We start from the raw sequence: 23,540 nt of genomic DNA on the forward strand, positions 1-23,540 counted from the left end.
TCCCCCCGTTCACGATGGTCGGATTTCGTTAACCTTGGCCTTGTTTCTTCGAGTAGAGGACATGGTCAAACACTTGTCGACAACGATCGGTGGGCCCTGATCGAACCGTCGCCGCCTCCCGCCAAGCCCCGTCGGGACAAGTATCCGGGGCGCAAGCCGCTCGATGATTGAGCCGTTCTGACCGGCATCCTCTTCGTCCTGCAAAGCAGTATCCCTTGGGAGATGCTGCCCAAGGAAATGGGCTGCGGCTTGGGCATGAGTCTGGCAAGAGGCCGGTGTCTGGGACAGGCTGCATGAGGTGCTGTTGGCCCGCTTGTGCACGGTAAGCGCTCGGCAATCCCCTCTTGACTGAGCCTCAGGCTGACTCCGGCCGCCACCGATGCGGCAAGCTCCCCGATCCGACTCTGCGGCTGGGTCGGCAGGCGGGTGAGGACAGACGTCCTCCAGAGCGTTTCATCCCGGCCCACGGCATGCGGGTGGCTAATACCGCCAGCGCGTGATGTAGATCGATCATCGCATCCAGCCGGGCACGGAAAAAGTCTGGGGTCGTCATCGTAAACCTGCGCTCCAAATCATCCAGAAAGTGAATGCGATTGCACGGGCAACTGGGAGACTCGGCAAGACCTAGGGGGCTTCAGACCGCCCCTCGCGCCGGGGAAGGGGTGGGTGGATTGTTCAGGACCGACGACGTCGTGTAGGTGCGATAGCCCTGGAAAATCGGGTAGGGGTGATCCTTGGCCGGCGATGTAGGAGCGCGCTCCTTTCCCTCGCATGTTCAGCCGAGCGGGTGGATGATGGTGTCTGGATTCAGATGACCGGAGTGATGCGGAGTCGGGCCAGGGGTTTATATGCTTTCTTTTCGAGTGAATAAGGCGTCCCGGCGCCGACGGTGCAAACCCTTATCAATTCATCAAGAAACTTCCCGGCAAACGCCCGCTCATCCGAGTTGTAGCGCGTGATATCCCTCAGGTAGTTCTTCCAAATCGGACTGCTTATCAGCGTATTGAGTTCTGCGGTTGGGGACTGCATTGTGCCCAAAAAGGTTGCTAGCCTGATTCGCTGATGATTGCTCCACCCCGCTCCGTTTTCACTCCCGGTTGGGTGAAAGCGATCCCTCAATCGCTCGGCCGCCATCTTTCCTGCATTGCTCAGAGCTTCGATTCGGTCCGGTGGCATGTTCAGGTTCAGGCCACCCTCCCTAGAGCGCTGGCTGATCTGCACGATACGGTCACGAAAGCCCGGATACGGGAAAAGTATCTCGTCGCGCCAGTTCTGCATCGTGCCGACGATACCGAGCAAAAAACCTACCAGGCCGCTTAGGGGAGTTTTGTCATCGGGGTCGGGCCAGTAGCGCTGCCGCCCTTTCTCGGCCCTGTCTGCCAGATACACGCGGCCGCCTTTGTTGTCCGCACACTCCGGATCCTGGATCTTATGGTCTGGGTGTTCCGCTTTCAAATTGACGGCGAAGGTTGGATGGGCGGGTAGCGGTGCGTCGAACATGTGCAGTGGCATGTTGCTCCCGATGCCTCCATCCGAAAACCAGATTCGCGTAGCAACCGGGGTGCGACGGTTTTTCTGGTTTTTCGTGCGGCTCCAATCTATTGCGTACAGCGGCACGGCTGACAGCAGGACCGGAAAGCTCAGACTCATGCGGACGGCAACTACTATCGGTAACGCGCTACCGCGTGGCAATGGGCGCAACACTTTGCCATCGGCGTTGGTAACCGACATTTTTTTTAAGTTTGCCGCGACTGCAAGGCTGTCCATCACTTCCGGCGGAAATAGTGCCGTCCACTCATTTGGATCGTAGAAAAAACGTGGTGCATCGTCTCGAAATGGAATGCCGTAAACCATTTGCTGGCTTAATGCTGAAGTCATCACTTCAAGATTGATTTTTCGTGGAGCTTTCGGGTCGGTTGTTCCCCACAGATCGCCAAAGCTCAGCGGAGCATGCCCTTTGGGCAGTCCAGCTAGCTGATTGAGGTATCCGCTCAACCACTCGGTCAATCCGGGCTCTCCGTCGGTGTTGGTAGTGCTGCCACTGCAAAGCCCGTAGCCGTTTCCATGTATCCCCTCGAGCAAGCTCTTGGCGAAACGTACGACGACGACGATCAGTATTGCTGTCAATTCAAGCAGGGCGAGTCCCCAGAGCGCAACGCTTGTAGCCAGTGCCGCAAGACTCCAGTCGGCTGTGTACAACCAGTGCAGCCCCAGGGTCAGCAGTATCAGTGATGCAGATCCCAGGATGACAGTACGCATCGCACTGGAGGCTCCGCGGCGAAAACTCAGCCCAAAAATCAGCATCATGCTCAGCTGCGTCCCGAAGGCTACCGCCATGCTGGCAGCAGTGCCCAGTCCCGGCGCCAACCAGGCAACGCAAGGCCACAGCAATAGGCATCCGGCCAGAAGCCCGCCAGCCACCAGGCCCCAGTGCAGGCACAGGATGCCACCCATGATCCGAGATACCGCCTCGACGGGCCTAGCGTTGAGCCCCTTCGTGAGTACAGCAAACTGGGCGCGAACCGCATCGGCCGGCTGGAACAGTGAGAACAGTTTCGAACGCCCCTTCAGCCTAGAGTCTGCTCCGAGAGTTTGCGGCAACTCGTCCAGCTCGGAAAATGCATCTGGCTTACCGTGGTTTCGCCCATATTCGGCAGCGGCGCAGGCCGCCGCGGCTATCGCTCCGGCCGAGGTGCCACCGATGTTACAAAAGCGGTAATGGGTCGACAACTCAGCGATCAGCCTGGGGTAAACTACTCCACTAGTGACACCGCCCTTCATGACAAGGTCGCAATTGTAGGACATAGGCTCTTTCGAATTTCCCCTCGGAGGGGGAGGGGCATGCTCTGACATGGTATCTAGCCCTTTCAGGATTAGTGCCTGCCCGGTTGTCGCAAGTAGCGTGGGATCACGCTGCTTGCGTGCGCCTGCTCACTTTTTGACCTGTGCCTTCGGACTTGCTGCCTTTGCAGGCTTCTTCGTGTCCGGCGTGGTTGGCTTCGCGTCACCATTGGTGCACTCGCCAGCAGGGCCGAAGTCGACGCTGCCGGTCGAGGTCACCACCGTAACGCTGCGATCGGCCCTGCAATCGGCTAGGGTCTCGGGCGGCACATCGAAGGTGGCCTGGATGCCCCGCATGTCCGACAGCACCAGCACCTCGCTGGCCTTGATGCTGCCGACGAAGACCTGCGGGTTGCGCCATAGGTTGACGCCCTGAAGCATCAGGACCGACCGTTTGGCGGGGCCTACCGCTTCTGCGCCTGGTTTTTGCACATCGGCGGAGATGCCCTGCGGAATGAGTCGGCGCGCATAGAGTTCGGGGTAGGGGCGCCGGGCGTCTGGGTCGAAGGTCTCGGCCAGCGCCTCTGGGCTCTGCGGCAGGAAGACCGTCTCACGCCCGATCACCTTCATCCCGGCCGAGCATGTGTCGTCACCGCCCGCCGTTGTGGCGGCATCGCGCTCGTTTCGCCAGCCGCCGCACATCACCACATCCAGGCCGGAGGCGAGCAGCGGCACGGCGATCTCTGCGTTCAGGGTGTTCTGCACGATCCGGTGGCGGAAGCCGAACTCCGGGCGCCCACGCATGTCCTGCTCCACCTTGAAGCGTGGCCCCAGCACCCAGCCCACGCGGCGGTGTTCGTCTGTTTCATCGACGGGCGTCCGGCCGTAGCCCACGACCAGCGGCTGCCGGTGCAGTGCCGAGGAGATCACCTCGTTCGCCTGCATCATCGAGATCGCTCCGGACGCGCTCCCCGCACCGCTGACCGCCTGCAGGGCCAGCATCAACTCCATCGCATCGCGTCGCGAGCCGCTCTGGGAAATGCGCTGCACCTGCTCCTTCGGGGTTACTGCATAGGCATAGGGGAGGGACTTTAGGGCTTTTTTCGATTCCGCAAGCCAAGTGCTGAACTCTGTTATTACTGTCTCTTTCTTCTTTAACCCGTAATTGTCGCTCTTGGTGTCCCGCTTCAAATCGACAATATCGTAGAGGTCAAGAGTGCTCGACTTCTCCGAGAGAGAAGTTTTGGGCAAAGACAGACTTGTCATCAGAACTTCTGCGTAAAAAATCCGCTCGACCAAAGGCTTCAGAAAGTTATTTTCGAAGGAAATTGAGCCTGTCAGAATTTTTGTGTTTGAGGCATAACGTAAGCCCTGAAAGGGAAGGTTATGCCAAGGAAGAAACAGAAACAGCCCCTGCCCGCCGTTGCGGAGTTGCCGGAAGAGGCGAAGCGATGGCTGGAGCAGATGGTGACAGGTCCGATGACGGCAGAGGCGGTCGAGGACGTGATGCGCGGTTTCAAGAAGGCGCTGATCGAGCGGGCGCTGCAGGCCGAGATGAGCCATCACCTTGGCTACGCAGCGGGCGAGGAGAAGCCTGAATCGAGCGCCAACCAGCGCAATGGCACGAGCGGCAAGACGGTGCTCACCGACGAGGGGCCGCTGCGCATCGACGTGCCGCGGGACCGTGCCGGACAGTTCGAGCCGAAGTTGATCGGCAAGCACGAACGGCGCTTTACGGGTTTCGACGACAAGATCATTGCGATGTACGCCCGCGGGATGAGCGTGCGCGAGATCCAGGCATTTCTAATGCAGATGTACAACACAGAGGTGTCGCCGGACTTCATCAGCCAGGTCACCGACTCGGTGATGGAAGAAGTGCGGGAGTGGCAGAGCCGGCCACTCGAGGCGATGTACCCCGTGGTGTTCTTCGATGCTTTGCGGGTGAAGATCCGCGAGGATGCGGTGGTGTGCAGCAAGGCGGTATTCCTGGCGCTGGGCGTGCGCTCGGACGGTAGCCGGGACATCCTGGGCCTGTGGATCGAGCAGACCGAAGGAGCGAAGTTCTGGCTGAAGGTCTTCAACGACCTGAAGCTGCGCGGCTGCGACGACATCCTGATTGCCGTCACCGACGGTCTGAAAGGCATGGCCGAGGCGCTCGAAGCGGTGTATCCGCGCACGACGCTACAGACCTGCATCGTGCATCTACTGCGCAACAGCCTGGGCTACGCCGGCTATAAGGACCGTCAGGGGCTCGCCGATGCCTTGAAGCCGATCTACCAGGCGGTGAGCGTCGAGGCGGCGGAGGCGGCGCTCGAGGCGTTTGCAGAAGGGGAATGGGGGCAGCGCTTCCCGACCATCACGCTGTCGTGGCGACGGGCCTGGGAGCAGGTGATCCCGTTCTTTGCCTTCCCACCCGAGGTGCGCCGGGTCATCTACACGACCAATGCTATCGAGAGTCTTAATGCGCGGGTACGCAAGATCATCAAGACGCGGGGCCACTTCCCGACGGACGAGGCGGCGACCAAGTTGATCTGGTTGGCGCTGCGCAACATTACGGCCGAGTGGAAGAAGCCGATGCTGTACTGGAGGCAGGCGATGAACCAGTTTGCCATCCTCTACACCGATCGTTTCATCCCGGCGATGACACGATGAGCCGATTCTTCCTGCCCTGCCGCGGCAGGGCAGGAAGAATCGAACCGCCTTGAACACAAAATATCTGACACTCCCAGGAAATTGCACAAAAGTCTGAATTATTCCCCTCTCTCATGGATGTAAGTGCATTTCCAAGGAGACTTTCGACTTCCTTCAAGTTGCCATTTGTTGTGTAGACCTTATTACCCAAGGGATCGGTATTCCGAGACTGCTTCTTCGAACCCTCATTTATTCTCCGATCTGCGAAGGTGAACCTGCTAAGCAGATTTATTGCTGTTCTGTCCTTGTCAAGCACCGATGGTTTGCCGAAGCATGCTCGTGCGTACTGCCTTTTCGCGCGGAGCTCCCTATCACGTGCCAACTCGTCGAGCCGCTTGACGAACCCCTCCTCCGTGAACATATCTTCCTTGACAATCGGCTTGACCCTCATCTCGACGACTCCCCACGCGCTGGTGTCATCGTCGGGAATCAAGGTCGCGTCCACCGATAGCCGCACCAGCGTCGAGCCATACAGGTCGTGGCGGTCATCGAGTTCGTTGGCAGCCATTTCGGAGCGGATCTCCTCCAGTAGGGCTAGCTTGTCCCGGAACAGGTCGATCGGGGAATTTTTGCCCGCGGTGGGCTGCAGGCCGGGTGGCAGATCTGCCACCGACTTCAGCAGTTTGCTGATTTCGTCTCGCCATTTGGCGGCTTCGGTCGGGTCGGGTGGTGTGGTGTTGTTGGGGGCGGTGGCGCCGGTGTCCACCGGCTTTAGTGCGGCCATGATGTCCTTGGCCTTTTCGGGGGTCGTGTTGCCGGCCTTCACATCTGCCAGCAGCTTTTCTCGGATAGCCAGCAGAAGCTCCTGATCCTTAGCGTCCATCTCCTGCTGGTTGCGCAGGCGCTGGGCATCCCGCGCCTTGCCGAGCTTGGCCAACCCGGCGCTGCCCGCGTCGAGGGACAGCCCGAGCCCCGCCCCGACGCCGGAAACGCTACGTATCGAAAATCCACCATCTGCAGTAAACGCGGTTTCAGGGAGTGCTTGCGCCGCCGTGAGTTGGCTCTCGAGAAATTCCCGGCGCTTGAGGCGCTCATTGACCATGCGCTCCCGGGACGAGACGCGCACTCCTGACACCTCGATCTTTCCCAGCGTCGTCCCTGGGGCCAGCTTGGAATAGGACGCACAGCCTGCACAGGTGACCGCAGCGATCACCGCCAGAGATAAAGTGGACACTTTTGGCATGCTCATGACGCTCTCCCGGTTTAAGACCTTGGCTGGCAGGGTGCTCAGGCGTCCCGTGCCCGATGCATGGCTAAACGCAGTTGCCCGCGCGGTTGGTTCGACGTTTTAATTATTTGTAGTAATTCATTGGGCTATGCGTTTATCGAGTATAGAAAGGCTTTTCATAATTTCATCATCGAATTCGATCTTCCTGCGGGCTCCACTCGTGTCTGTTTCGGGGGCCGGCTTCATCGCTGCAGGGTGTTGTTTCCCCTAGTGCTGGAGCAAGGTCGGCGGTAGTGAGAGGGCCAATTACCAGCTCTTCCTCACCGAGCTGTGCGCGCTGCTGGGCTTGCACACGCCTGACCCGGCATCGCGCGACAGCCGCGACAACGCCTACGTCTTCGAGCGCAGGGTTCGTGCTGGCCGTGGCGTGCAATGAACCGCTGTGGCGGGACGGACCACGCTATCAGTCAGCACGGGAGTTAGTCGCCGAGTTGCCGGAGACCGCGTGGCAACGCCTGTCGGCGGGGGCCGGCAGCAAAGGGCCGCGTTGGTACGCTTGGGCCTGGCAGCCCTTGTGGCGACTCCAACTGACGGTCGACGAACGGGCCTGGGGGGCATTGGCTGGTGGTGCGGCGCAGCCTCAAGAATCCGGACGAGTTGGCCTACTACGTGGCCTTTGCCCCGCGCGAAGGGATGGGCCTGTCAACCCTGGTGAAGGTTGCCGGGCGACGCTGGGCGATCGAGGCGGGGTTTGAAGCGACGAAGCAGGAGTGAGGACTGGATGAATACGAAGTGCGGACCTGGTTGGCCTAGTATCGACACATCACCCTGTCGCTGCTCGCCCATGCCTTCCTGGTGGCACCTGCAGGTGCAGGCAAAAAAGGGGGCCTGCCACCCGCGTGATCCCCCTCACCGTTCCGGAAGTGCGTCGCTTGCTGATCGAATTGATCTGCTCCAAACGGCCCGATGCGGCCCGGATCCTCGCCTGGTCCCGCTGGCGACGCCAGCACCAAGCGAGGGCCATGCGCTGCCATCACCGCACGCGCGGTGCGGTGCCTCCGCTATAAGAAGCTCTAACAAAATGAGCTTTCCGCGCATTTCAGCTTTTGCCAGCAAATGAGGCTGCAGGCGATCTTGATAAAGGGTTCGTGAATGACGGCCAATCGCTCGAATCGAACCCGCAGGCGTCGGTAATTGTGGAGCCAGCCGATGGTTCGCTCGACCACCCAGCGGATTTTGCCCAAGCCGCTGCCGTGCGGCGTGTTGCGCCGGGCGATCTCGGTTTTGATGCCTTGAGCGTGAAGGGGCCGGCGGTACTTGTCGTGATCGTAGCCACGGTCGGCCTGGATGATGCGGGGCTTGGAGAGTGGGCACCCCCGCTTGCCACGAATAGGTGGAATGGCTTCGACCAAGGGCAAAAGTTGGGTTACGTCGTTGCGATTGGCGCCGGTCAGGATGACCGCCAACGGAATGCCCTGCGCTTCGGTGATCAGGTGGTGCTTGGAGCCGGGGCGTGCGCGATCGGTGGGATTGGGTCCTGTTTTTGACCCGCACCCACAGCACGAATGGAGGAAGAATCGACGATGCAACGGGACCAATCGATCCTGTCGGCCGTGCGCAAGCGGGCCAACAGCACCTCATGCAGCCGGTCCCAGACACCCGCTTCCTGCCAGGCCCGCAGGCGCCGCCAGCAACTCATGCCCGAGCCGCAGCCCATTTCCTGGGACAGGATCTCCCAAGGGATGCCGCTTTGCAGGACGAACAGGATGCCGGTCAGAACCGCTCGATCATCGAGCGGCTTGCGCCCCGGATACTTGTTCCGACGGGGCTTGGCGGGAGGTAGCAACGGTTCGATCAAGGCCCACAGATCGTCGTCGAGAAGTGCTTTGGCCATGTCCTCTATTCAAAGAAACAAGGCCGAGGTTAACGAAATTCGACCATCGTGAACAGGGGGAAATGGGTCTTTTTGTTAGGAATTCTAAAGCGCTTCGCAATCTTTCGAATATATTCTTGGAACTTTGTGCGGTCCACGGTGGCATTCCTCCCAGGTAGACTTTTACATCATTCGTGCGTGCGCGATGATGGCTTCGACGCCTAACCTCTAACATAAGCGGGCGGCAAAAAGCGCAGCTTTTTGACGGTCCGCTTGATGGAGAGGTTAGTCTTCGGTCGGCTTTTGTTTGGTGGGAATCTCCTCATTTGCTTTGATCTTCTTTCGCAGAAAGATATTCCGCCTTGCTGGATCGACAAAGACGGCGACTTCTTCGGAGATTTTCTTCGGATCGGATATCTGCTTGATCTTCGCAATCGTTGTCTCAATCAGCTTTAGATGGTCCTTATGTCCCATTTTTCCGGCAATTTGAGCTTCAAGCTCTCGACGCACATCACCGAGGCTAGCAATTGAAGAGTCATAGTTCTTGATAAATTCGTCTGCATTCTCAACGATTTCATTTGCGCCGATCTCATATGCTTCATCTCGAACATCCCAAAGTTGACGGCGCGCGGCCATATTGCCAACTTCGCCTTCTATGACGAGAGCGAGGGCCTCTTGTTTCTTTTGAGCGAATGCAAGACTACGTGTCTCTCTCGTTGTCTGTATTGAACGCCACAGATTGACGCAGGACAACCCAAAACCTAGAACGCCAAGGACAGTTCCGATCTCTGATGTGCTCATGAGGTACCTCGTGAGGGTCGGTAGAGGTCTAACTTTGTTTTCTGGGGACAGTTCTGCCGCATAACATCGGAATGCCGGCTAACACGGCCAGAAAGTCATTTTTCAAAAATGCAAACGACGCACAATGCAAAATAACATGACAGGGAAAGCAGCAGCCGACAGCATAGTAGGTCGATTCGGTCCATGTAGTGCTTAGGCCGAAAGCGCACCGCCGCGCCCGAATAGCTACTATCTGGATCGGATGACGACCGGCCGTTCCTGGCCGAAACGAGTATTTAGTCGTTTCGTATATTTAACATAGGCAAATGTGGGCTGCTTACAAGTGCCATATAACTGTCACCGGTGGCTCTTGGCTAGGAACTGCCTTTGACAGACGCCAGCTTGTCCGGCCGCTCAGGCCAGAGCGGCCATTCGATGGACCTGCCAACTCGGTCGGCAATACTTCGGTAAGCTGCCCTTCAGGGAGCAAGCTATGCCGGCTGACCGCTTCCACCGTCGGCGAATTCACCCTCCCGACCCAAAACGGCCAAAGCGATCTCCCGAAAGCGGCTAGTCAGCCGAACCCAAATTCTGCGAACCGGAATGCTCCGAAGCTGCCGTTGGGGACCTCACCCAACCGGCCAATTTCAGCCAGTCAGCATCCCAATCTAGCTTCCAGTTAGCCGCCGTTCGCGAATGTACCTTATGCTCAGAAAGCCGCCTTCCGGATTACGCTTGGCAGGTTCAATCGCTGTAGCCGTTGGAATACCAATAGTTCAGATCTGCCAATGAGTCTTTCCGACCCATCGCAGCCTATCGAGATGCGAGAACGTGGTCACTCGGGGATGAGCAGTACGACAATGCCATCCGCCCGATCCAAGTGGCCCCCTTCAGATGCATCGCACGTTAAAGAAGAACTTCGACTCAACTTGTCGTCGTTCCCGGCTGCTGCTGACCGGACTGCGGCTGCGCAGTAGGCGTTGTCCCGCCAAATACCGACGAAACGATGAAGACTGTACTTGCAGAGAGAAGGCTAACGCAAAAAGTAACCATATTCTTGAAGAGATTACCGCTTGCGGACTGACCACCGTCGATAATCAGATAAATAATCGTGGCAAGAAGGATGAAATCCACTATAAGAGGCGGCCCCTTAACCGCCCACGCCGGTAAGCGCAAGAGAGTTTCACTAGAGGACGGCGGATTGGCGACCCACTTAAACACGACCGTTAACTGAGCCACAAATGTCGGAATGATTATTTTGAAAGCACTCTCCGCGTCACTCGCACTGATCGGTAACAGCCGAGTCTGCTGAAACATGAGAATGTACGCACCGATAACTGCTGTCGTGCCTAGAAAGTAGATGCCTAGCCAGTTTCGAACCTGCTCGATATTCATTGGTCATCTCCTGATGGTTGCGCTTATGTAACCGACTCCGTTCTCAACGCGACCACCGAATTGCTGCGTTGTAGAATTGATTGCTCGCTGGATTGCTGCTTCGATTGCCCTTCGGTACGCGACGTATTGGGCCGGCTCAGGCTCTGGATATCCGCCCTTCTTGCCGACTCCAATCTGAAGTCCCAAATCAACATTTATGAATAATCTGTTGGCGACAAAAGTCGACTTTAGAGTGGCGGGGTCGTTGTCATCTGACCCAATGCCATATTTGTCGCTGGCCCAGACTGAAATTGTGTACGTTGCGATCTCATACCACGGCCCAGCGAAACCGCGAAGTACATTGCTTTCCTCGTACAACCGTTGGAGTCGAACCTGATCAGGAGCAAGTGGGGTTTTCACGGAAACGGCAGACAGAGGTGGTGCCGAAAATTCTGTTGCAACTGCGGTTTTGAATGCTTTCTTTATCTGAGTAGCGCAGTCCGTTAGGTTAGGACAGCTACTAAAATCAATGGCCGCTTGATGCTCAACAAGAATGTTGCCGCCCATACTGTTGCGGTATGCGAACAATGAATCGACCTGCTCACTATAGACATACAGGCTTTTTGTCGTTTCCAAAGCCAGAGGAACCACCGTCCTGAGCGGTGCTCCCAATGGAATCCATTCCGAATCTACGGGGACGGTCGCAATCACCCAAAGCTTCAACGAATGCTCACCGCTCTTTAGCGCAATCGTTTTGTCCGGAAAGACTTCATACCCAAAGCTGTCGATTGCTTCGGGAAACTTCTCTATATCGTAAAAACGAACGTATTGAGCGAACTGCACGTTCGGCAATGGCGCCTCGGAACGGTCGGTCTCGCCAACGGCAGTAAATCGCCCGAACAGCCTGCTATTGTCATAGGAAGCCAGGCGCTTGAGAAATATTGGAGTTGATTCGGCTGGTAATCGATGCAGCCGGTAGTGATACCACCAGCCATTAGGAAGCGTAAATACTGTTCGATAGCCTCTGGAACCTGTTGGGGGCGAAAAGCGCAGGTCGTCGTTGTCCCTTAAAGAGGATGTGCGCGCCCAAGCAGATCGCTGAGGCATTTGTTCTTCAATGAGGGGGGCTCCAGGGAAAATTTCCGGCGCCTTGCTCTCACGAGAATCTGGGAGTCGCTCGATCGGGAAATTATAGCGTTGTGCCATATCGAACGTGTATGCAGCGCAGGTATCCTTATCGTCGTCGTACTGAGGCGTGGAAATTTGTCCGCCTTTCAACCAGGCGGCGCCTAGCGTCGGGATTGTGTCTGGACTCAGTCTCTCGGATACACCGGCAACCGTCTCTGGAGGGATAGTCAGTGAAGCTTCCGAGCCTTGAAGAATTACCTCGCATGAGCAGTTCAGTTGGCCGCGAGAACGAGTCCCGAAGGCGTCGTTTCTTGCCTGTGTTTCACATGTTTTCAGCGCTTGTGCGCTTGCTTCACTCGCGGAGTCGTATCCCCAACTCACACCCCAATACGCAAATTGGGCCGGATGCCACCATTTGGTATCCCAGACAATGCATGCAGCGGCCGCCTTATGTTGAATTTGATCGTCATAGCCTCCGACCATGTTGCTGGGCTGAGCTTGATGCTTGAATGACGCAATCACCTTTCGCACGATGGCCGATCTAACGTTCTGTGTATTTACGTCGGCGTCCGCAGCCGTGCAGCTGATCGAGGTCATCCCTGTCGCAGCACAGAAGAGTGGCAGCACGGCACTGCTTCGACGAAGGCAAGTGCGAAAACCAATTGTCGCCATACGGCCTCCCTGGCGTCTTGCTCTCGATGGAAGCCATAGTAACAAAAATGCGATATGCGTGACAAAGGTCGCGCTTCGCATTGCCGGGCAAGCTTCCGGCATGACCAAGCCGCCTGCCGCGAAGTACCGCACGACGAACTGGAAGAGCTACAACGCAGCCCTCAGGAGGCGCGGCTCGCTGATGATCTGTGGCTGGATCCGAAGCTGTGCTGGCAGGCCGCAGCGACCGGCAAGCGGGGCCGCTCGCTGACGTTCAGTGACGAGGCGATCCAGTTCTGTCTGACGGTGAAGGGGCTGTTCGGTCTGGCGCTGCGCCAAGCCGCCGGGTTCGTAGAGAGCCTGCTGAAGCTGGCCGGGCTCGACTGGTGCGTGCCCGATTACAGCACGCTGTGCCGTCGCCAGAAGACGCTTCGGGTGATGATTCGGGTGAGTGTGAAGCACACGGGCTTGCATCTGCTGATCGACAGCACCGGCATCAAGATGCTCGGCGAAGGCGAGTGGAAGACGAAGAAGCACGGGGCGGACCGCCGCCAGCAATGGCGCAAGGTTCATCTAGGGATCGACGCCGAGACGCTGGAGATCCGGGCGATCGAGGTCACGGGCAACGGCGTAGGCGATGCCCCGATGCTGCCGGATCTGCTCGGGCAGGTTCCGCCGACGGAGACCGTGCTGTCGGTCAGTGGCGACGGCGCCTACGACACCAAGGCCTGCCATGAGGCCATTGCCTTTCGTGGGGCGACTGCAGTCATCCCCGTGCGACGCAATGCCCGGCCGTGGAAGGAGGATCGGCCCGGCGCGAAGGTCCGCAACGAAATCCTGCGCACCACCGGGCAGGTCGGGCAGGCAATCTGGAAGAAATGGAGCGGGGACCACCTGCGCAGCCTGGTGGAGGGGAAAATGAGGTGCTTCAAGCTGCTGGGCGAACGGGTCGTGGCGCGGGACTCCGACCGGCAGGTCGCCGAGTTGCAGATTCGTGCGGCGATCCTGAATCGCTTCACCCACCTGGGCACCCCGCAGACGGTGCGCGTGGCATAAATCCGTCCGGGGAAAGGGGAGGTTCCCCTCAACGGGGAGTTGTGCAACAAAGCCATGCGAGGCTAGTCGGCTAGTTGTGATCAAAGGGGCGACAGCAGGCATGAGAGAATACGCAACCAAAAGCATAAAACAGGGAGGACCATGTCACAGCCACCTTTGTCTGATGCCGAAGCCGAAGCACTGACGAGCTTCGTTGAGCCATATGTCTGTGCAATCCAGTTCATCCCGAAAGGCGACACACGGGAACCACCGGGCGACCACCTTGGCACCGGTTGGCTCATTGAGTACGAAGGATCGCCATGCATCGTCACATGTGAACACGTAGCTCGTTGGCAGAAGCGCGGCCGCCTTGGCTACTCATGCTTTGGCTGCGAAAACGGGATCAGTATCGAAGGTAAGTTCATCGATGTCCCGCACCCGATCGACGCCGCCATTGCGACTATCAAGAATTCGTTCAAGGTGCTTAAACACAAAGGCCAATGCGTGCCAAGATCGCTGTTTGCAACCGCACACAAACCGGTTCAGGGCGAACTACTTTATACCTACGGATTTCCTGGGGCCGACACAACGCAGATGTTCGATACTCAGATCGTCCAAGGCACCGCCGTGTTTCTCCGAGAGGTCCAACTGAACGAGGCTGTCTTCAAAGAGGAGCCACCCCACCCGGTTCGTGAAATCCACGTCTGCCTAGCTTGGAGTCCTGAGCATGCGTTGCCCATGCTTGGCACCCGCGGTTCGCTGTCTTTGCCGGATGGGATGAGCGGATCGTTATTGTGGAACACCCGCTACGAAGAGATTACCCGGCAAGGCAAAACGTGGAGTCCAACCGATGCACGCATCACCGGAATGATTTGGGGGCACTCCGCCAAAGCAGGTCAGCTCTATGCGACACCTATAGAGGCGTTAGGCGACCAACTCCTCTTTTAACTGCCTGCGCTTGGAGACCATGGCAAAAATCTACGTTGTTGACCAGAACGTCATGCGCAGGGTTGAGCTTGTCAAATTAATGGCAGCGCAGTCGGATACAAAGTTCGTCATCCCAGATACTGGGCTTCTAGAGATGGTCAAGAGCGAAAGGTGGGAGAAAACGTTCCGCCTTAGCTTTGAGGCATTCATTCCTGTCGTGAAACGCTGCTTTATGTCGATGTCTGTACAGGAGGCCCGCAGGTTGGAGTTAAAACGGCGAGTGTCGGCGGAAGGGCAACTGCTGCCCGACGATTTTACTCAGTTACTCCGCGGTGCCATTGTGGAAAGCCGCTCGGGTAACGGACAAACCATGTCTCGACTACGAGGACGGATGGACGAGATCCGACAAGACCTCCAAAAGCACGAGTTGAACGCCCAGGCTAACCGGGAGGAACTCCTGAGTGTGGTGGGCAAGTTGCGCTCCAATCTCACTAACGACGAAATCAAGGCGTGCCGACAGGAGGGGATGTCGGGACGCCTGGCACGTATTGGTATCGCCCGTAGTGTCGGAGATGCACTCTACGTGGCGCACATGGAAAACATCGGTGCGCCAGCGTCAGTTTCGCGCAGGCTCTGGAAGACCAAGAGCATGACAAGGCGCTGGTGCTATCTACTGATTCACCATGCGCTTCAATGGTTGGGAGATGGTGGCCTGGATACAGCAACGGACAAGGTCGTATTGAACGATATTCTCGACCAGGATTATGTGCTCCTCGGGTCGTTCTTCGACGGGGTACTTAGCCTAGAAACTGACGTTCAGCACGCTAGCGAGGACTTGCATGTGATGATGGCACTACCTCCGAGTGTCAATGCACCGGTCAAAATTCGCCCTTAATTGGCTGGCACGACCGGTGCCTCAAACTAGCAAAGGTCTGCGATCAGCCTGAAGCGGTTGCTCTGCGAGTTGACCGAAGAGGCCGTTACTGGCCGGGTTGAGACAGTGCCACCGGTAATTTGCTCAGCGCAAACCGGCCATTCAGCGGAGGCTGACGTGATCCAAGCTATTTAAATTGAATGGTGACATCGACCGGCAGCTATTGGCCGGAAGTGTGAGTCAGGCATGGATTCAGGAAGCAGTCAGTCATTGAGGCGGTACTTCTTGTGCTACCTTCAAACCTCGCATGACATGAAAATGAGCGACTTTGCAATGATACTCATTTGTCATGCTGAATTGCCCCGGGTTTCCTAGACGTTCCCGTTCCTCAAAAGATACCGCTGTTCAAACTCGACCGGCGAGAGCTGGTCGTTGTGACTGTGCCTGCGTTTCGGGTTGTAGAACAGCTCGATGTATCGAACACGTCGGCCCGTGCGTCTTCCCGGGTCAGGTAGATCTGGCGCTTGATCCGTTTGCGCTTGAGCAACTGGAAGAAGCTTTCCACCACAGCGTTGTCGTGGCAGTTCCCGCGTCGGCTCATACTGGGTTTGAGTCGATGAGCCTTCAGGAAGTCCTGCCAGTCGTGGCTGCTGAACTGGCTGTCTTGGTCGGAATGCACTAGCACCGGCTTTCTTCGCCAGACGGCCATCAGCAAGGCGCCGATCGCCAGATCGCGAGTCATCCGCTCGCCCATCGACCAGCCGACGATCTGGCGTGAGAACAGGTCCAGCACCACCGACAGATACAGCCAGCCCTCGTGCGTGCGGATGTAGGTGATGTCGGTCACCCACGCCGTGTTGGGTTCGGCGACGTCGAACGCGCGCTTCAGGTGGTTGGGTGCCACCACCGCTGGCTTCCCGCTGCGAAACCCGGGCCGACGCGTGTAGCCCGTCTGGGACTTCCAGCCGGCCTGGCGCATCAGCCGGGCCACCCGGTGCTTGCCGCAGCGCTCGCCCAGGTCGCGCAGATCGGTGCAGACCTTGCGATAGCCATACACCCGCCCGCTCTCAATCCAGGATTGATGCACCAGGGTACTCACCCGCCGGTCGTCCTGGCAGCGCGGGGAATGGGGCTGCCGGCGCCATGCGTAGTAACCGCTGTGATGAACCGCCAGCACCGCACACAGGCGCCGCACCGGGTGAAGAGCCTCATTGGCTTGAATGAACGCGTACTTCACCCGGACTGCCTGGCAAAGTACGCGGCGGCCTTTTTTAAGATGTCGCGCTCCTCGGTCACCCGGCGTAGCTCCGCCTTGAGGCGTTTGATCTCATCGGACTGGCTGTCCTGCTGAGTGCGCTGCGCCGGCGGAACCCCGTAGCGTTTGATCCAGGCGTACAGGCTGTGGCTGCTGACCCCAAGCCGGGCCGCCACTTCAGCGACCGGATGACCCCGTTCCGTCACCTGACGGACCGCCTCGGTCTTGAATTCTTCAGTGAAGCGTTGCTGCGACTTCTTCGTTTCCATGAACACCTCCGATTTGCCTCAGTTGTGAGGGTATAGGGTGTCTAGGAAACCCGGGGCAATTCAGAGCTTCTAAGACTAGAAATCAACGATGAACTCTACGCCAGGCTCCCTGGTGCTGGACTTCAGCGCCTCATACAGTCTCCGCAAGTCTTCATATTCCAAAGCAATGGATGCAACGAGTCGTGCCCGAAACTCACTTAAGTCCTCATCAAAGGGGCTACTCAGTTCAACCTCTAGAGCGACCTTTCCGACGCTCCCTATTGGAAAGGCGGCAATCCTCAGATGGGTTTGAGAAAGGCCGCTCATGTCTTTCTTGAAGTAGCCTCCTTCAATGCAAGGCGCCGCATCTTTTGATAATGGATAGCTTAAGAACCCTTCAATTTTGCGTTCGAAATCTCTGATATCTATATAGCATTGCCCCATTCCTTTAAACCCGTCGCAGCTTAAAATAGCTGTTAGCTCAGCACTTTCACCCTCATCCAACCGCAGCGAAATTCGAAGTCTCTTCATGCTTTCCTCTATTTGAACTTAAGCTCTACGTTTTTTACGCCATTACTAAAGTAGTGAATTACAAGCTTACGTCCATTGGGGCAGATGTGCGTATGCTGTTTCTTTATCCATGGGCCTTTCCCATAAACGGCAATCAATCGTGGTTCATCCGCCATTGCCCCCATGATTGGAACCCCGGCTCCTGCTTGCGCTTCAGCCAGTGCTAGCTGCTCACACAGGTCCCCAGGTTCGGCATTTTCTTTTGCTGGCTTGCATACCTTGTCAACCGCATTGCCGGCCGCCGATATCACGGCATTAGCTATACCGGATATTGCATTGCTCAAGCCTTGGCGGCATCCTGGTGACATGGCGCAGCCGATGATCAGCACACCACCACCAACAACCGGATTACCTACACCTGCGAATAGCCCCTCCGGATCAGTCAAGGAAATCGGGTTGCCGTTGACATAAGCATACGCATTACTTCCGCCCTCGATCCCGATCGGATCGGGTGAGATATACCGCCCGAGCCTGGGCGAGTAGTAGCGATTCCAATTGTAGTGCAGCCCGCTCTCCAGATCGTAGTACTGCCCCGGGAACCTCAGGTTGATGCTGGTGTACTTGCCGTCGCCGTCCGGATCCTGAGTGGGGGCGCTTGCGCCGTAGCCATCGCTGTCCCAGCGCCACTGGATGATTCCGGCATCGTTCTTGGCCAGGCGCGGGGTGCCCAGGTGGTCGTGCTGCAGGTGCAGGGTGCGGGGCGGCGTGGAGAGCGCAGCGTGCTCGATGATGGTGATGGGTAACTCGCCCAGCCAGGCGTAGGTGCGCAGCGGCGTGCCGTCGCTGCGAGTCTCGGCGATGAGGTGATCGTCCTGGTCGTAGTGGTAGAGGATCGTCTGGGCGCCCTGGGGCGCGGCGGCGGTAGTGGTCTTGCGGCTGCGGCGGTTGCGGTGATCGTAGGCGTAGGTGGCAAGGAGGCTGCCGCTCTTCGAGACGGTCTTGAGGCGTCCGACCTCGTCCCAGGTGTAGGTGTACAGATCGTCGGCGAGGAGGTTGCCGGCGGCATCGAAGGTGACGGCAATGCCGTTCAGGGTAGCGATGCGGTCGGAGGCCGGTGTGTAGGTGACGAGCGTCGGTGGCACGGCGCCGTTGGTGCTGCGGTTGGTATTGGCATCGTAGGCATGGGCGCGGGTGCCAGTAAAGCCCGCCTCGGTCTTGAGGCGGTTGAGCTCGTCGTAGGTAAAGCTGCGGGTGCCACGGTCGCTGGAGAGGGTGGAGAGGTTGCCCAGGACATCGTAGGTGTAGGTGTCGGCACGGGCCGGCGCGCCGACCAGGAGCAACGCGGCCAAACCGATCCGGATCAGGCGCAGGAGCGAAGCAGGCATGGTCCGGGTCTCAGTAGTTGGCGAAGAAGGTGGCGGCATCGGCGTTGCCATAGGTGGCGATGGACGAGCACACCGCGGCGCTTGTGCTGTCGTACTGGGCGGTAGTGCCGGCCTGGGTGATCTGGGCGGCCAGGGCCTGGGCCTGCCAGAGCTTGCAGACCTCGGTGGGGATGCCCTTCCACGCCACCGAGGTATTGCACAGGGTGACCCAGTCGCCGCGCCAGGCCGGTTTGATGCGTAGCTCCCCGGTGGCGGTGTGGGCCAGATCGGTCACAGTCCCCTTGCAGGTGAGGCTGGCGGCGAAGGTGGCCGGTGCGAGGGTGCCAAGGAGAAGGGCGAGGGCGAGGCGGATACGAAGCGTCATGGCCGTCCCCTCAGTTGTTGCCGACGAACTCGGGCGCGTCGGCGTTGGTGTAGTTGCCCATGGCGCCGCAGGTGGCCGCGGTGGTGGTGGCGTAATAGACCCGGCTGCTGGTCTGGGCGATCTGGGCGGTGAGGACATGGGCGTGCCAGCGCTTGCACACCTCGACCGGGATGCCCTTCCAGACGGTGCTCACATTGCACAGGGTGACCCAGTCGCCGCGCCAGGCCGGCAGGATGCGCAACTCGCCGGACGCCGAGGTCTGGATCTGGGAGATACCGCCCGTGCACGAGAGGGCCACGGCGTGAGCCTGCAGCGCGGCGGTCGAGAGAACGAGGCCCAGGGTGAGGGCGGGGAGTCGCAGTGTCATGGTGGCGTGCCTCGGCATCATTGAAGGAGATCTTCGAAGAAGAGATTGGGCGGAACCCCGACGAGCAGACGGCGGGTGGGTGAAGTGCTGGAGGCGTAGGGCGGATTGGGGCTGAAGGTGGCGTAGAGGTGGTGTACGCCCTGAGGTAGCCCACTGAGGGTGCCAGTCAGCAGGCCGGCACTGGCCGGGCCTTCGGCGAGTTTGTTGGGGCCCTGGCAGTCGAGCCGACACAGGCTCAGGGTACCGCCCGCCTGGACGGGGTTGAGGGCGACGGTGAAGGTCAGGCTCTGGCTGGGGCGGATGTAGCGTCGGCTCAGGCCGACCGTCAGCGACGTCGACGCCAGCCCCAGGGTGGAGAACCCCAGTCGTCCGTCCTCGTCACGCTGGATGGAATGGGTGAGCCCGCTGCCTTGGGTCAGCTGAGTGGGCTCGCCCGATCCATCGTAGGTAATGGCGGAGGCGACCGGGAACACGCTGGAGCCCTGGGTGGCGGTCAACGTCTGGACACGCCCTGCCGCATCGAGGGCCTGATCGAGGAGCGTGCCGGTGGGGGTGAGGGTGGCGACGAGGCGGTCGGCGGCGTTGTAAGTGTACTGAGTGGTGAAGGTCTTGCCGCCCTCGAGACGGGTTTCCGAGAGGCGGTTACCACGGACGTCATAGGCATACGTGGTGGTGACGGTGCCGTCGGCCACCTGGCAAAGGCGCCCCTTGCCGTTGATGCAGCCGGTGGCGCTGTCCCAGGTGTAGGTGAGGGTCTGAACGACGGAGCCCGTGCTGCTCTTGAGCAAAGTCTGGGTGAGCCGGTTGAGGGCATCGTAGGTGTGGCTCAGGGTGTTGCCGCGGGCGTCGCTACGGGTGAGGAGGTTGCCGGCGGCGTCGAAGGTGGTGCTGACGGCGCCCCGGTCTGGTCCGCTCTCCTGGCGCAGATTGCCCAGGCCGTCCGTCGTGAAGTTGGTGCTGGCCCCATTGGGCGCGACGAAGCGGGTGATCTGATCGAGGGCGTCGTAGTCAAAGCCGGTATGGCCCGGGGTAGGCAGGGGATCGGTGATGTCCTGGACGCGTCCGAAGGTGTCGCGGGCATAGGTCGTGGTTCGCCCCGCGGGATCGACGACGGCATTGAGCCGGTCCATGGCATCGTGGCGCGTCTCAGTGACATGGCCAGCTGAGTCATAGTGCTTCCAGGGCCGCCCGAGGGCATCGAAGTCGGTGCGGGTGCGGCGGGAGATCCGACCCTGGCTGTCGTGGGTCTCGGAGGCGGTGATGTTGCCGGCGTTGTCGAGCGTGAAATGCGTGGTGTTGCCCATGCTGTCGCTGATGTCGGTCAGGCGATGGGCGGCATCCCAGGTGTAGACGGTGTAGCTGTTGTCCGGGAGCGTGACGCGGGCGAGGCCGCCCCAGGGGGTGTAGTCGTATGTAGTTGTCTGTCCGCCAACGCTGCGGGTCTTGAGCCAGCCACGGGGGGTGTAGGTGAAGGTGAGGGGCGTGCCGTTGGCGTCGGAGGCCGCGAGCAGGCGCCCCGCCTTGTCGTACTGGGTGTAGTTCCAGGTGTGGCCCAGGGCGTTGGTGACGCTCTTCAGATCCCCCCGGGTCCAGGTCGCGGTCGTATCGGGATAGTAGGTGTAGGTGGTGGTGTCGGCGACGTCGGTGCGCGGACCGTTCTCGGTGAGGACCTGGCCGAACGCGTTGTAGGTGTAGGTCCAGGTTCGGGCGAGCCCATCGCTTGCTGCGGCGAAGGCGGCGGCGCCGGAGGTGTCGGTGGTGGGTTGCTCGACCTTCTTGCACAGCACGGCGATGGGCTGCCCGTCAGGGAGCTTGGCATCGGCGGGGGCGCAGGTGGCAACGGCGTTGCCGCCCGTGGGGTCGGGCTGTCCGTTATAGACCCAGGTGGTGATGCGCTTGGGCTCGGCACGGCGGGCTTCGAGGTGCCAGAAGGGATGCCACTGGGTGGTGGTCTTGCGCTGGCCGGTTGCGGGGGCCGCAGCCGTCACATCGGTCGGGCAGGCGCTGGCGCCCTCGATGCGGGCCGTCTCGAGGTTGCGGGTCGGGTCGTTGGCGTAACAGGTCTTGAGGCCCGCAAAATCGGTGCGCGACGTGACGTTGCCGGCACTGTCGTACGTGATTGCGCTGCTCGACGCGCTGCAACCCGCTCCGTCGGGGCGGCTTTGACCTGCGGCTTTGGTTACGCCATTTAGGGTTTGGAAGTTGTACGTGCGAATAGTGCCGAGTGGGTCTGTAACTGAAGCGCTATTGGAGGAGTAAGCAAGCAGATAACTTGAAACTCCTTCAGGAAGCGTTTCATAAATGGCACGTCCATTGACGTCGTACTTGTAACTTGAGAAACGAATGGCCGCTTCGTCGATAATGCCAGTTATCTTCGCAAGAGGACCGAACTCGACTGTGTTTGCCGATTCATTGTAAATGTATCGTTTGGTGCTTGCGTCGTTGTATTTGATTTCGTATAAAAGATTGGACGCAAGATAAGTGTACGAAACAACCTCTCCGTTTGAGTTTTGTACGGAAATGAGCTGCTTTCCTCCGTTGTACGAAAAACTCAAAGATCGACCAAAATGGTCTTTGACTTCAGAAAGAAGACCGGTGGTTGCATCGTAAGACAATGATTGCGATGCGCCAGATGGAGTGACGAGGGAAAGTAGGGTTCCACTTGAACTGTAGATTTCAAATCCGCCGGATGCGACAGTGTAGAGCCAGCCGGTTTGATTGCCACTCGAATCGGTGAGTGCCTTTAGCCCATCGGTGACATCCAAATCGGAAGTCCAGTTGTTTTGTGTTTTGGAGAACGAAAAAACCTTGCCGTTAGCTCGGTTGATTGTTGTCAAGCCAAAACTCTCATATAGGAGAGGGATTCCGACTCTTCTGTCGTAGTTGTGACGCCACTTTTCCCCAATGGCGGTGCCTTGCATATATACGCTGCTGTTGTAGTAGCGGCGAAATTCGAGTTGGCCGCCAATCGACCCAACCAGATCAGCTTCATTAAGGTATTTATCGCCCGTGCCTATGGAGATCGGGTTCGGGGTGGCAGGCGAAGAGCCGCCACCACAGCCGCCGTCGTTACCTAGATCTTTTGCGCGGGGAGGACGCTGCGGATCATAGCCAATAGCAAAATAAGGATAGGGGCCATACCCATCGGACAAATATGAACCCCACCAGTTTGTCCACCCGCCATATTGAAGAAAAGGAGTGCTTTGAATTTGATAATAGACAGCACGGCCGTCGCAGCTGAAGAAGCTGGGAGGCGGAGGGGGGGAGTTGGCGCCCCATGGCATAGTCATGTTCATACGGCAACTCCATTTTGCGGCCTCCTCTATTGATAGGAAGCCTGAACCGGAGTAGCCGCCACTATATCCGCCTGTTGTATAAAACGAGCCCGCAGAAAAAGAGGGGGCCGCAACCAAAGATAGTGCCACCATAACCACAGGGCGAAGTCGGAAGGAGAGACTGCTCCTTGCGGTAACGATGACTTGCGTGGTGCTTCTTTTCATGGGGGAGGCTGTCCTGGTCGTAGGGTTAATGCTGGGATTCTTCTTTGGTGTACTAGGGGTTTTAAAGAAATTCGATCGAACGTCTTGTTGCTCTATCGAGGGCCGAAGTACGCATTGGCAATGTATGCCTGAAAAATTGTTAGGCGTTTTAAATATGCCTGATATATAATTCGTATGTCAATTTAATTTATGCTTTTTGTATGCGTAAATTTCTGGGAGCCCGAAGAACTGCTGCTGGTTTCACGCTGCTCGAACTGCTGGTGGTGATGACCATCATCGGCCTGCTGGCCGGCTACGTCGGGCCCAAGTTCTTCGCCCACATCGGAAAGTCGGAGGTGAAGGCGGCGCGGGCGCAGATCGACGGGCTGGAGAAGGCGCTCGACCAGTACCGCCTCGACGTGGGCCGCTACCCGACGACCGAGGAAGGCCTGCGCGCCCTTACCGAGAAGCCGGCCGATGCCGCTCGCTGGGCCGGCCCTTACCTCAAGAAGGCGGTGCCCGACGACCCGTGGGGCAAGCCCTACCAGTACCAGCAGCCGGGCGAGCACGGCGAGTTCGACCTGTATTCCTTCGGCCGCGACGGCCAGCCCGGCGGCAGCGGCGAGGCCGCCGACATCGTCAACTGGTGA

15 protein-coding genes and 6 pseudogenes are annotated in these 23,540 nt (G+C 58.6%); 7 read left to right on the top strand and 14 right to left on the bottom strand.

Going from position 1 to position 23,540, the window contains the following annotated elements; all coding sequences use genetic code 11:
• Positions 1-96 precede the first annotated feature (96 nt).
• Positions 97-316: pseudogene (locus AC3QL2_RS12260) on the top strand (transposase); the annotation flags it as partial.
• 2,327 nt (positions 317-2,643) lie between these two features.
• On the opposite strand, the pseudogene AC3QL2_RS12265 reads toward AC3QL2_RS12260, so the two are convergent.
• Positions 2,644-2,805: pseudogene (locus AC3QL2_RS12265) on the bottom strand (patatin-like phospholipase family protein); the annotation flags it as partial.
• A gap of 126 nt (positions 2,806-2,931) precedes the next feature.
• Positions 2,932-4,344, bottom strand: coding sequence for a hypothetical protein (locus AC3QL2_RS12270; protein ID WP_493240424.1), 1,413 nt, complete (start codon positions 4,342-4,344; stop codon positions 2,932-2,934).
• Here AC3QL2_RS12270 and AC3QL2_RS12275 point away from each other — a divergent pair.
• The gene (locus AC3QL2_RS12275; protein WP_493240413.1) at positions 4,246-5,433 is read left to right on the top strand and encodes an IS256 family transposase; all 1,188 of its coding nucleotides are present in this window, start codon (positions 4,246-4,248) and stop codon (positions 5,431-5,433) included. The genes AC3QL2_RS12270 and AC3QL2_RS12275 overlap by 99 nt on opposite strands.
• Here AC3QL2_RS12275 and AC3QL2_RS12280 read toward each other — a convergent pair.
• Positions 5,411-6,661 carry a hypothetical protein gene (locus tag AC3QL2_RS12280; protein ID WP_493240397.1) on the bottom strand — a complete coding sequence of 417 codons (1,251 nt, stop codon included), beginning with the start codon at positions 6,659-6,661 and terminating at the stop codon, positions 5,411-5,413. The genes AC3QL2_RS12275 and AC3QL2_RS12280 overlap by 23 nt on opposite strands.
• A 603-nt stretch (positions 6,662-7,264) precedes the next feature.
• On the opposite strand from AC3QL2_RS12280, the pseudogene AC3QL2_RS12285 reads away from it, so the two are divergent.
• Positions 7,265-7,543: pseudogene (locus AC3QL2_RS12285) on the top strand (IS701 family transposase); the annotation flags it as partial.
• A 170-nt stretch (positions 7,544-7,713) separates the two neighbouring features.
• Here AC3QL2_RS12285 and AC3QL2_RS12290 read toward each other — a convergent pair.
• The 4 genes from AC3QL2_RS12290 to AC3QL2_RS12305 all read right to left on the bottom strand — a co-directional run bounded on the left by AC3QL2_RS12290 (position 7,714) and on the right by AC3QL2_RS12305 (position 12,392).
• Positions 7,714-8,534 (bottom strand): IS5 family transposase gene (locus AC3QL2_RS12290; RefSeq protein ID WP_493240398.1). Its coding sequence is split into 2 segments (ribosomal slippage): positions 7,714-8,186 and positions 8,186-8,534, totalling 822 coding nucleotides; the frame shifts between segments, so codons are not numbered across the junction.
• Positions 8,535-8,798: 264 nt separating this feature from the next.
• Positions 8,799-9,314, bottom strand: coding sequence for a hypothetical protein (locus tag AC3QL2_RS12295; protein ID WP_493236388.1), 516 nt, complete (start codon positions 9,312-9,314; stop codon positions 8,799-8,801).
• A gap of 903 nt (positions 9,315-10,217) precedes the next feature.
• Positions 10,218-10,688 (bottom strand): hypothetical protein, encoded by a 471-nt coding sequence (locus AC3QL2_RS12300; RefSeq protein ID WP_493236386.1) that lies wholly within the window; start codon positions 10,686-10,688, stop codon positions 10,218-10,220.
• Between the two features lie 3 nt (positions 10,689-10,691).
• The gene (locus AC3QL2_RS12305) at positions 10,692-12,392 is read right to left on the bottom strand and encodes a hypothetical protein (protein WP_493236384.1); all 1,701 of its coding nucleotides are present in this window, start codon (positions 12,390-12,392) and stop codon (positions 10,692-10,694) included.
• A 175-nt stretch (positions 12,393-12,567) separates the two neighbouring features.
• On the opposite strand from AC3QL2_RS12305, the pseudogene AC3QL2_RS12310 reads away from it, so the two are divergent.
• The 3 genes and pseudogenes from AC3QL2_RS12310 (at position 12,568) to AC3QL2_RS12320 (ending at position 15,303) form a co-directional block, all read left to right on the top strand.
• Positions 12,568-13,502: pseudogene (locus AC3QL2_RS12310) on the top strand (IS5 family transposase).
• A 141-nt stretch (positions 13,503-13,643) separates the two neighbouring features.
• Positions 13,644-14,429, top strand: a complete 786-nt coding sequence (locus AC3QL2_RS12315; protein WP_493236382.1) for a hypothetical protein — start codon at positions 13,644-13,646, stop codon at positions 14,427-14,429.
• Between the two features lie 19 nt (positions 14,430-14,448).
• Entirely contained in the window at positions 14,449-15,303 is an 855-nt protein-coding gene (locus tag AC3QL2_RS12320; RefSeq protein WP_493236380.1) for a hypothetical protein, read from the top strand.
• A gap of 350 nt (positions 15,304-15,653) precedes the next feature.
• Here AC3QL2_RS12320 and AC3QL2_RS12325 read toward each other — a convergent pair.
• The 7 genes and pseudogenes from AC3QL2_RS12325 to AC3QL2_RS12355 all read right to left on the bottom strand — a co-directional run.
• A pseudogene (locus AC3QL2_RS12325) lies at positions 15,654-16,806 on the bottom strand (IS3 family transposase).
• A 75-nt stretch (positions 16,807-16,881) separates the two neighbouring features.
• On the bottom strand, positions 16,882-17,316 hold the full coding sequence (locus AC3QL2_RS12330; RefSeq protein ID WP_493236378.1) for a hypothetical protein: 435 nt from the start codon (positions 17,314-17,316) through the stop codon (positions 16,882-16,884).
• A gap of 8 nt (positions 17,317-17,324) precedes the next feature.
• The gene (locus AC3QL2_RS12335; protein ID WP_493240400.1) at positions 17,325-18,680 is read right to left on the bottom strand and encodes an RHS repeat domain-containing protein; all 1,356 of its coding nucleotides are present in this window, start codon (positions 18,678-18,680) and stop codon (positions 17,325-17,327) included.
• A gap of 10 nt (positions 18,681-18,690) precedes the next feature.
• Positions 18,691-19,044: a hypothetical protein gene (locus AC3QL2_RS12340; protein ID WP_493236410.1), complete on the bottom strand. Its 354-nt coding sequence runs from the start codon at positions 19,042-19,044 to the stop codon at positions 18,691-18,693.
• A 10-nt stretch (positions 19,045-19,054) separates the two neighbouring features.
• Positions 19,055-19,411 carry a hypothetical protein gene (locus AC3QL2_RS12345; RefSeq protein WP_493236409.1) on the bottom strand — a complete coding sequence of 119 codons (357 nt, stop codon included), beginning with the start codon at positions 19,409-19,411 and terminating at the stop codon, positions 19,055-19,057.
• Positions 19,412-19,428: 17 nt separating this feature from the next.
• Complete coding sequence (locus tag AC3QL2_RS12350) at positions 19,429-21,399, bottom strand: hypothetical protein (RefSeq protein WP_493240406.1); 1,971 nt, start codon at positions 21,397-21,399, stop codon at positions 19,429-19,431.
• Positions 21,400-22,338: 939 nt separating this feature from the next.
• A pseudogene (locus AC3QL2_RS12355) lies at positions 22,339-22,911 on the bottom strand (hypothetical protein); the annotation flags it as partial.
• A gap of 200 nt (positions 22,912-23,111) precedes the next feature.
• Between AC3QL2_RS12355 and gspG the strand changes: the two are divergent.
• A complete protein-coding gene (gene gspG, locus AC3QL2_RS12360; RefSeq protein ID WP_493240402.1) occupies positions 23,112-23,540 on the top strand; it encodes a type II secretion system major pseudopilin GspG in 429 nt (142 codons plus the stop codon).

The sequence above is a fragment of the Zoogloea sp. GW822-FHT05C07 genome (genome assembly GCF_058800215.1).

What these genes read in the sequence shown, in the direction of transcription:
- AC3QL2_RS12275 (WP_493240413.1), top strand. Translation starts at nt 4,246, where the DNA reads ATGGTGACAGGTCCGATGACGGCAGAGGCGGTCGAGGACGTGATGCGC.
- AC3QL2_RS12270 (WP_493240424.1), bottom strand. Translation starts at nt 4,344, where the DNA reads ATGGCTCATCTCGGCCTGCAGCGCCCGCTCGATCAGCGCCTTCTTGAA.
- AC3QL2_RS12280 (WP_493240397.1), bottom strand. Translation starts at nt 6,661, where the DNA reads ATGAGCATGCCAAAAGTGTCCACTTTATCTCTGGCGGTGATCGCTGCG.
- AC3QL2_RS12295 (WP_493236388.1), bottom strand. Translation starts at nt 9,314, where the DNA reads ATGAGCACATCAGAGATCGGAACTGTCCTTGGCGTTCTAGGTTTTGGG.
- AC3QL2_RS12300 (WP_493236386.1), bottom strand. Translation starts at nt 10,688, where the DNA reads ATGAATATCGAGCAGGTTCGAAACTGGCTAGGCATCTACTTTCTAGGC.
- AC3QL2_RS12305 (WP_493236384.1), bottom strand. Translation starts at nt 12,392, where the DNA reads ATGACCTCGATCAGCTGCACGGCTGCGGACGCCGACGTAAATACACAG.
- AC3QL2_RS12315 (WP_493236382.1), top strand. Translation starts at nt 13,644, where the DNA reads ATGTCACAGCCACCTTTGTCTGATGCCGAAGCCGAAGCACTGACGAGC.
- AC3QL2_RS12320 (WP_493236380.1), top strand. Translation starts at nt 14,449, where the DNA reads ATGGCAAAAATCTACGTTGTTGACCAGAACGTCATGCGCAGGGTTGAG.
- AC3QL2_RS12330 (WP_493236378.1), bottom strand. Translation starts at nt 17,316, where the DNA reads ATGAAGAGACTTCGAATTTCGCTGCGGTTGGATGAGGGTGAAAGTGCT.
- AC3QL2_RS12335 (WP_493240400.1), bottom strand. Translation starts at nt 18,680, where the DNA reads ATGCCTGCTTCGCTCCTGCGCCTGATCCGGATCGGTTTGGCCGCGTTG.
- AC3QL2_RS12340 (WP_493236410.1), bottom strand. Translation starts at nt 19,044, where the DNA reads ATGACGCTTCGTATCCGCCTCGCCCTCGCCCTTCTCCTTGGCACCCTC.
- AC3QL2_RS12345 (WP_493236409.1), bottom strand. Translation starts at nt 19,411, where the DNA reads ATGACACTGCGACTCCCCGCCCTCACCCTGGGCCTCGTTCTCTCGACC.
- gspG (WP_493240402.1), top strand. Translation starts at nt 23,112, where the DNA reads ATGCGTAAATTTCTGGGAGCCCGAAGAACTGCTGCTGGTTTCACGCTG.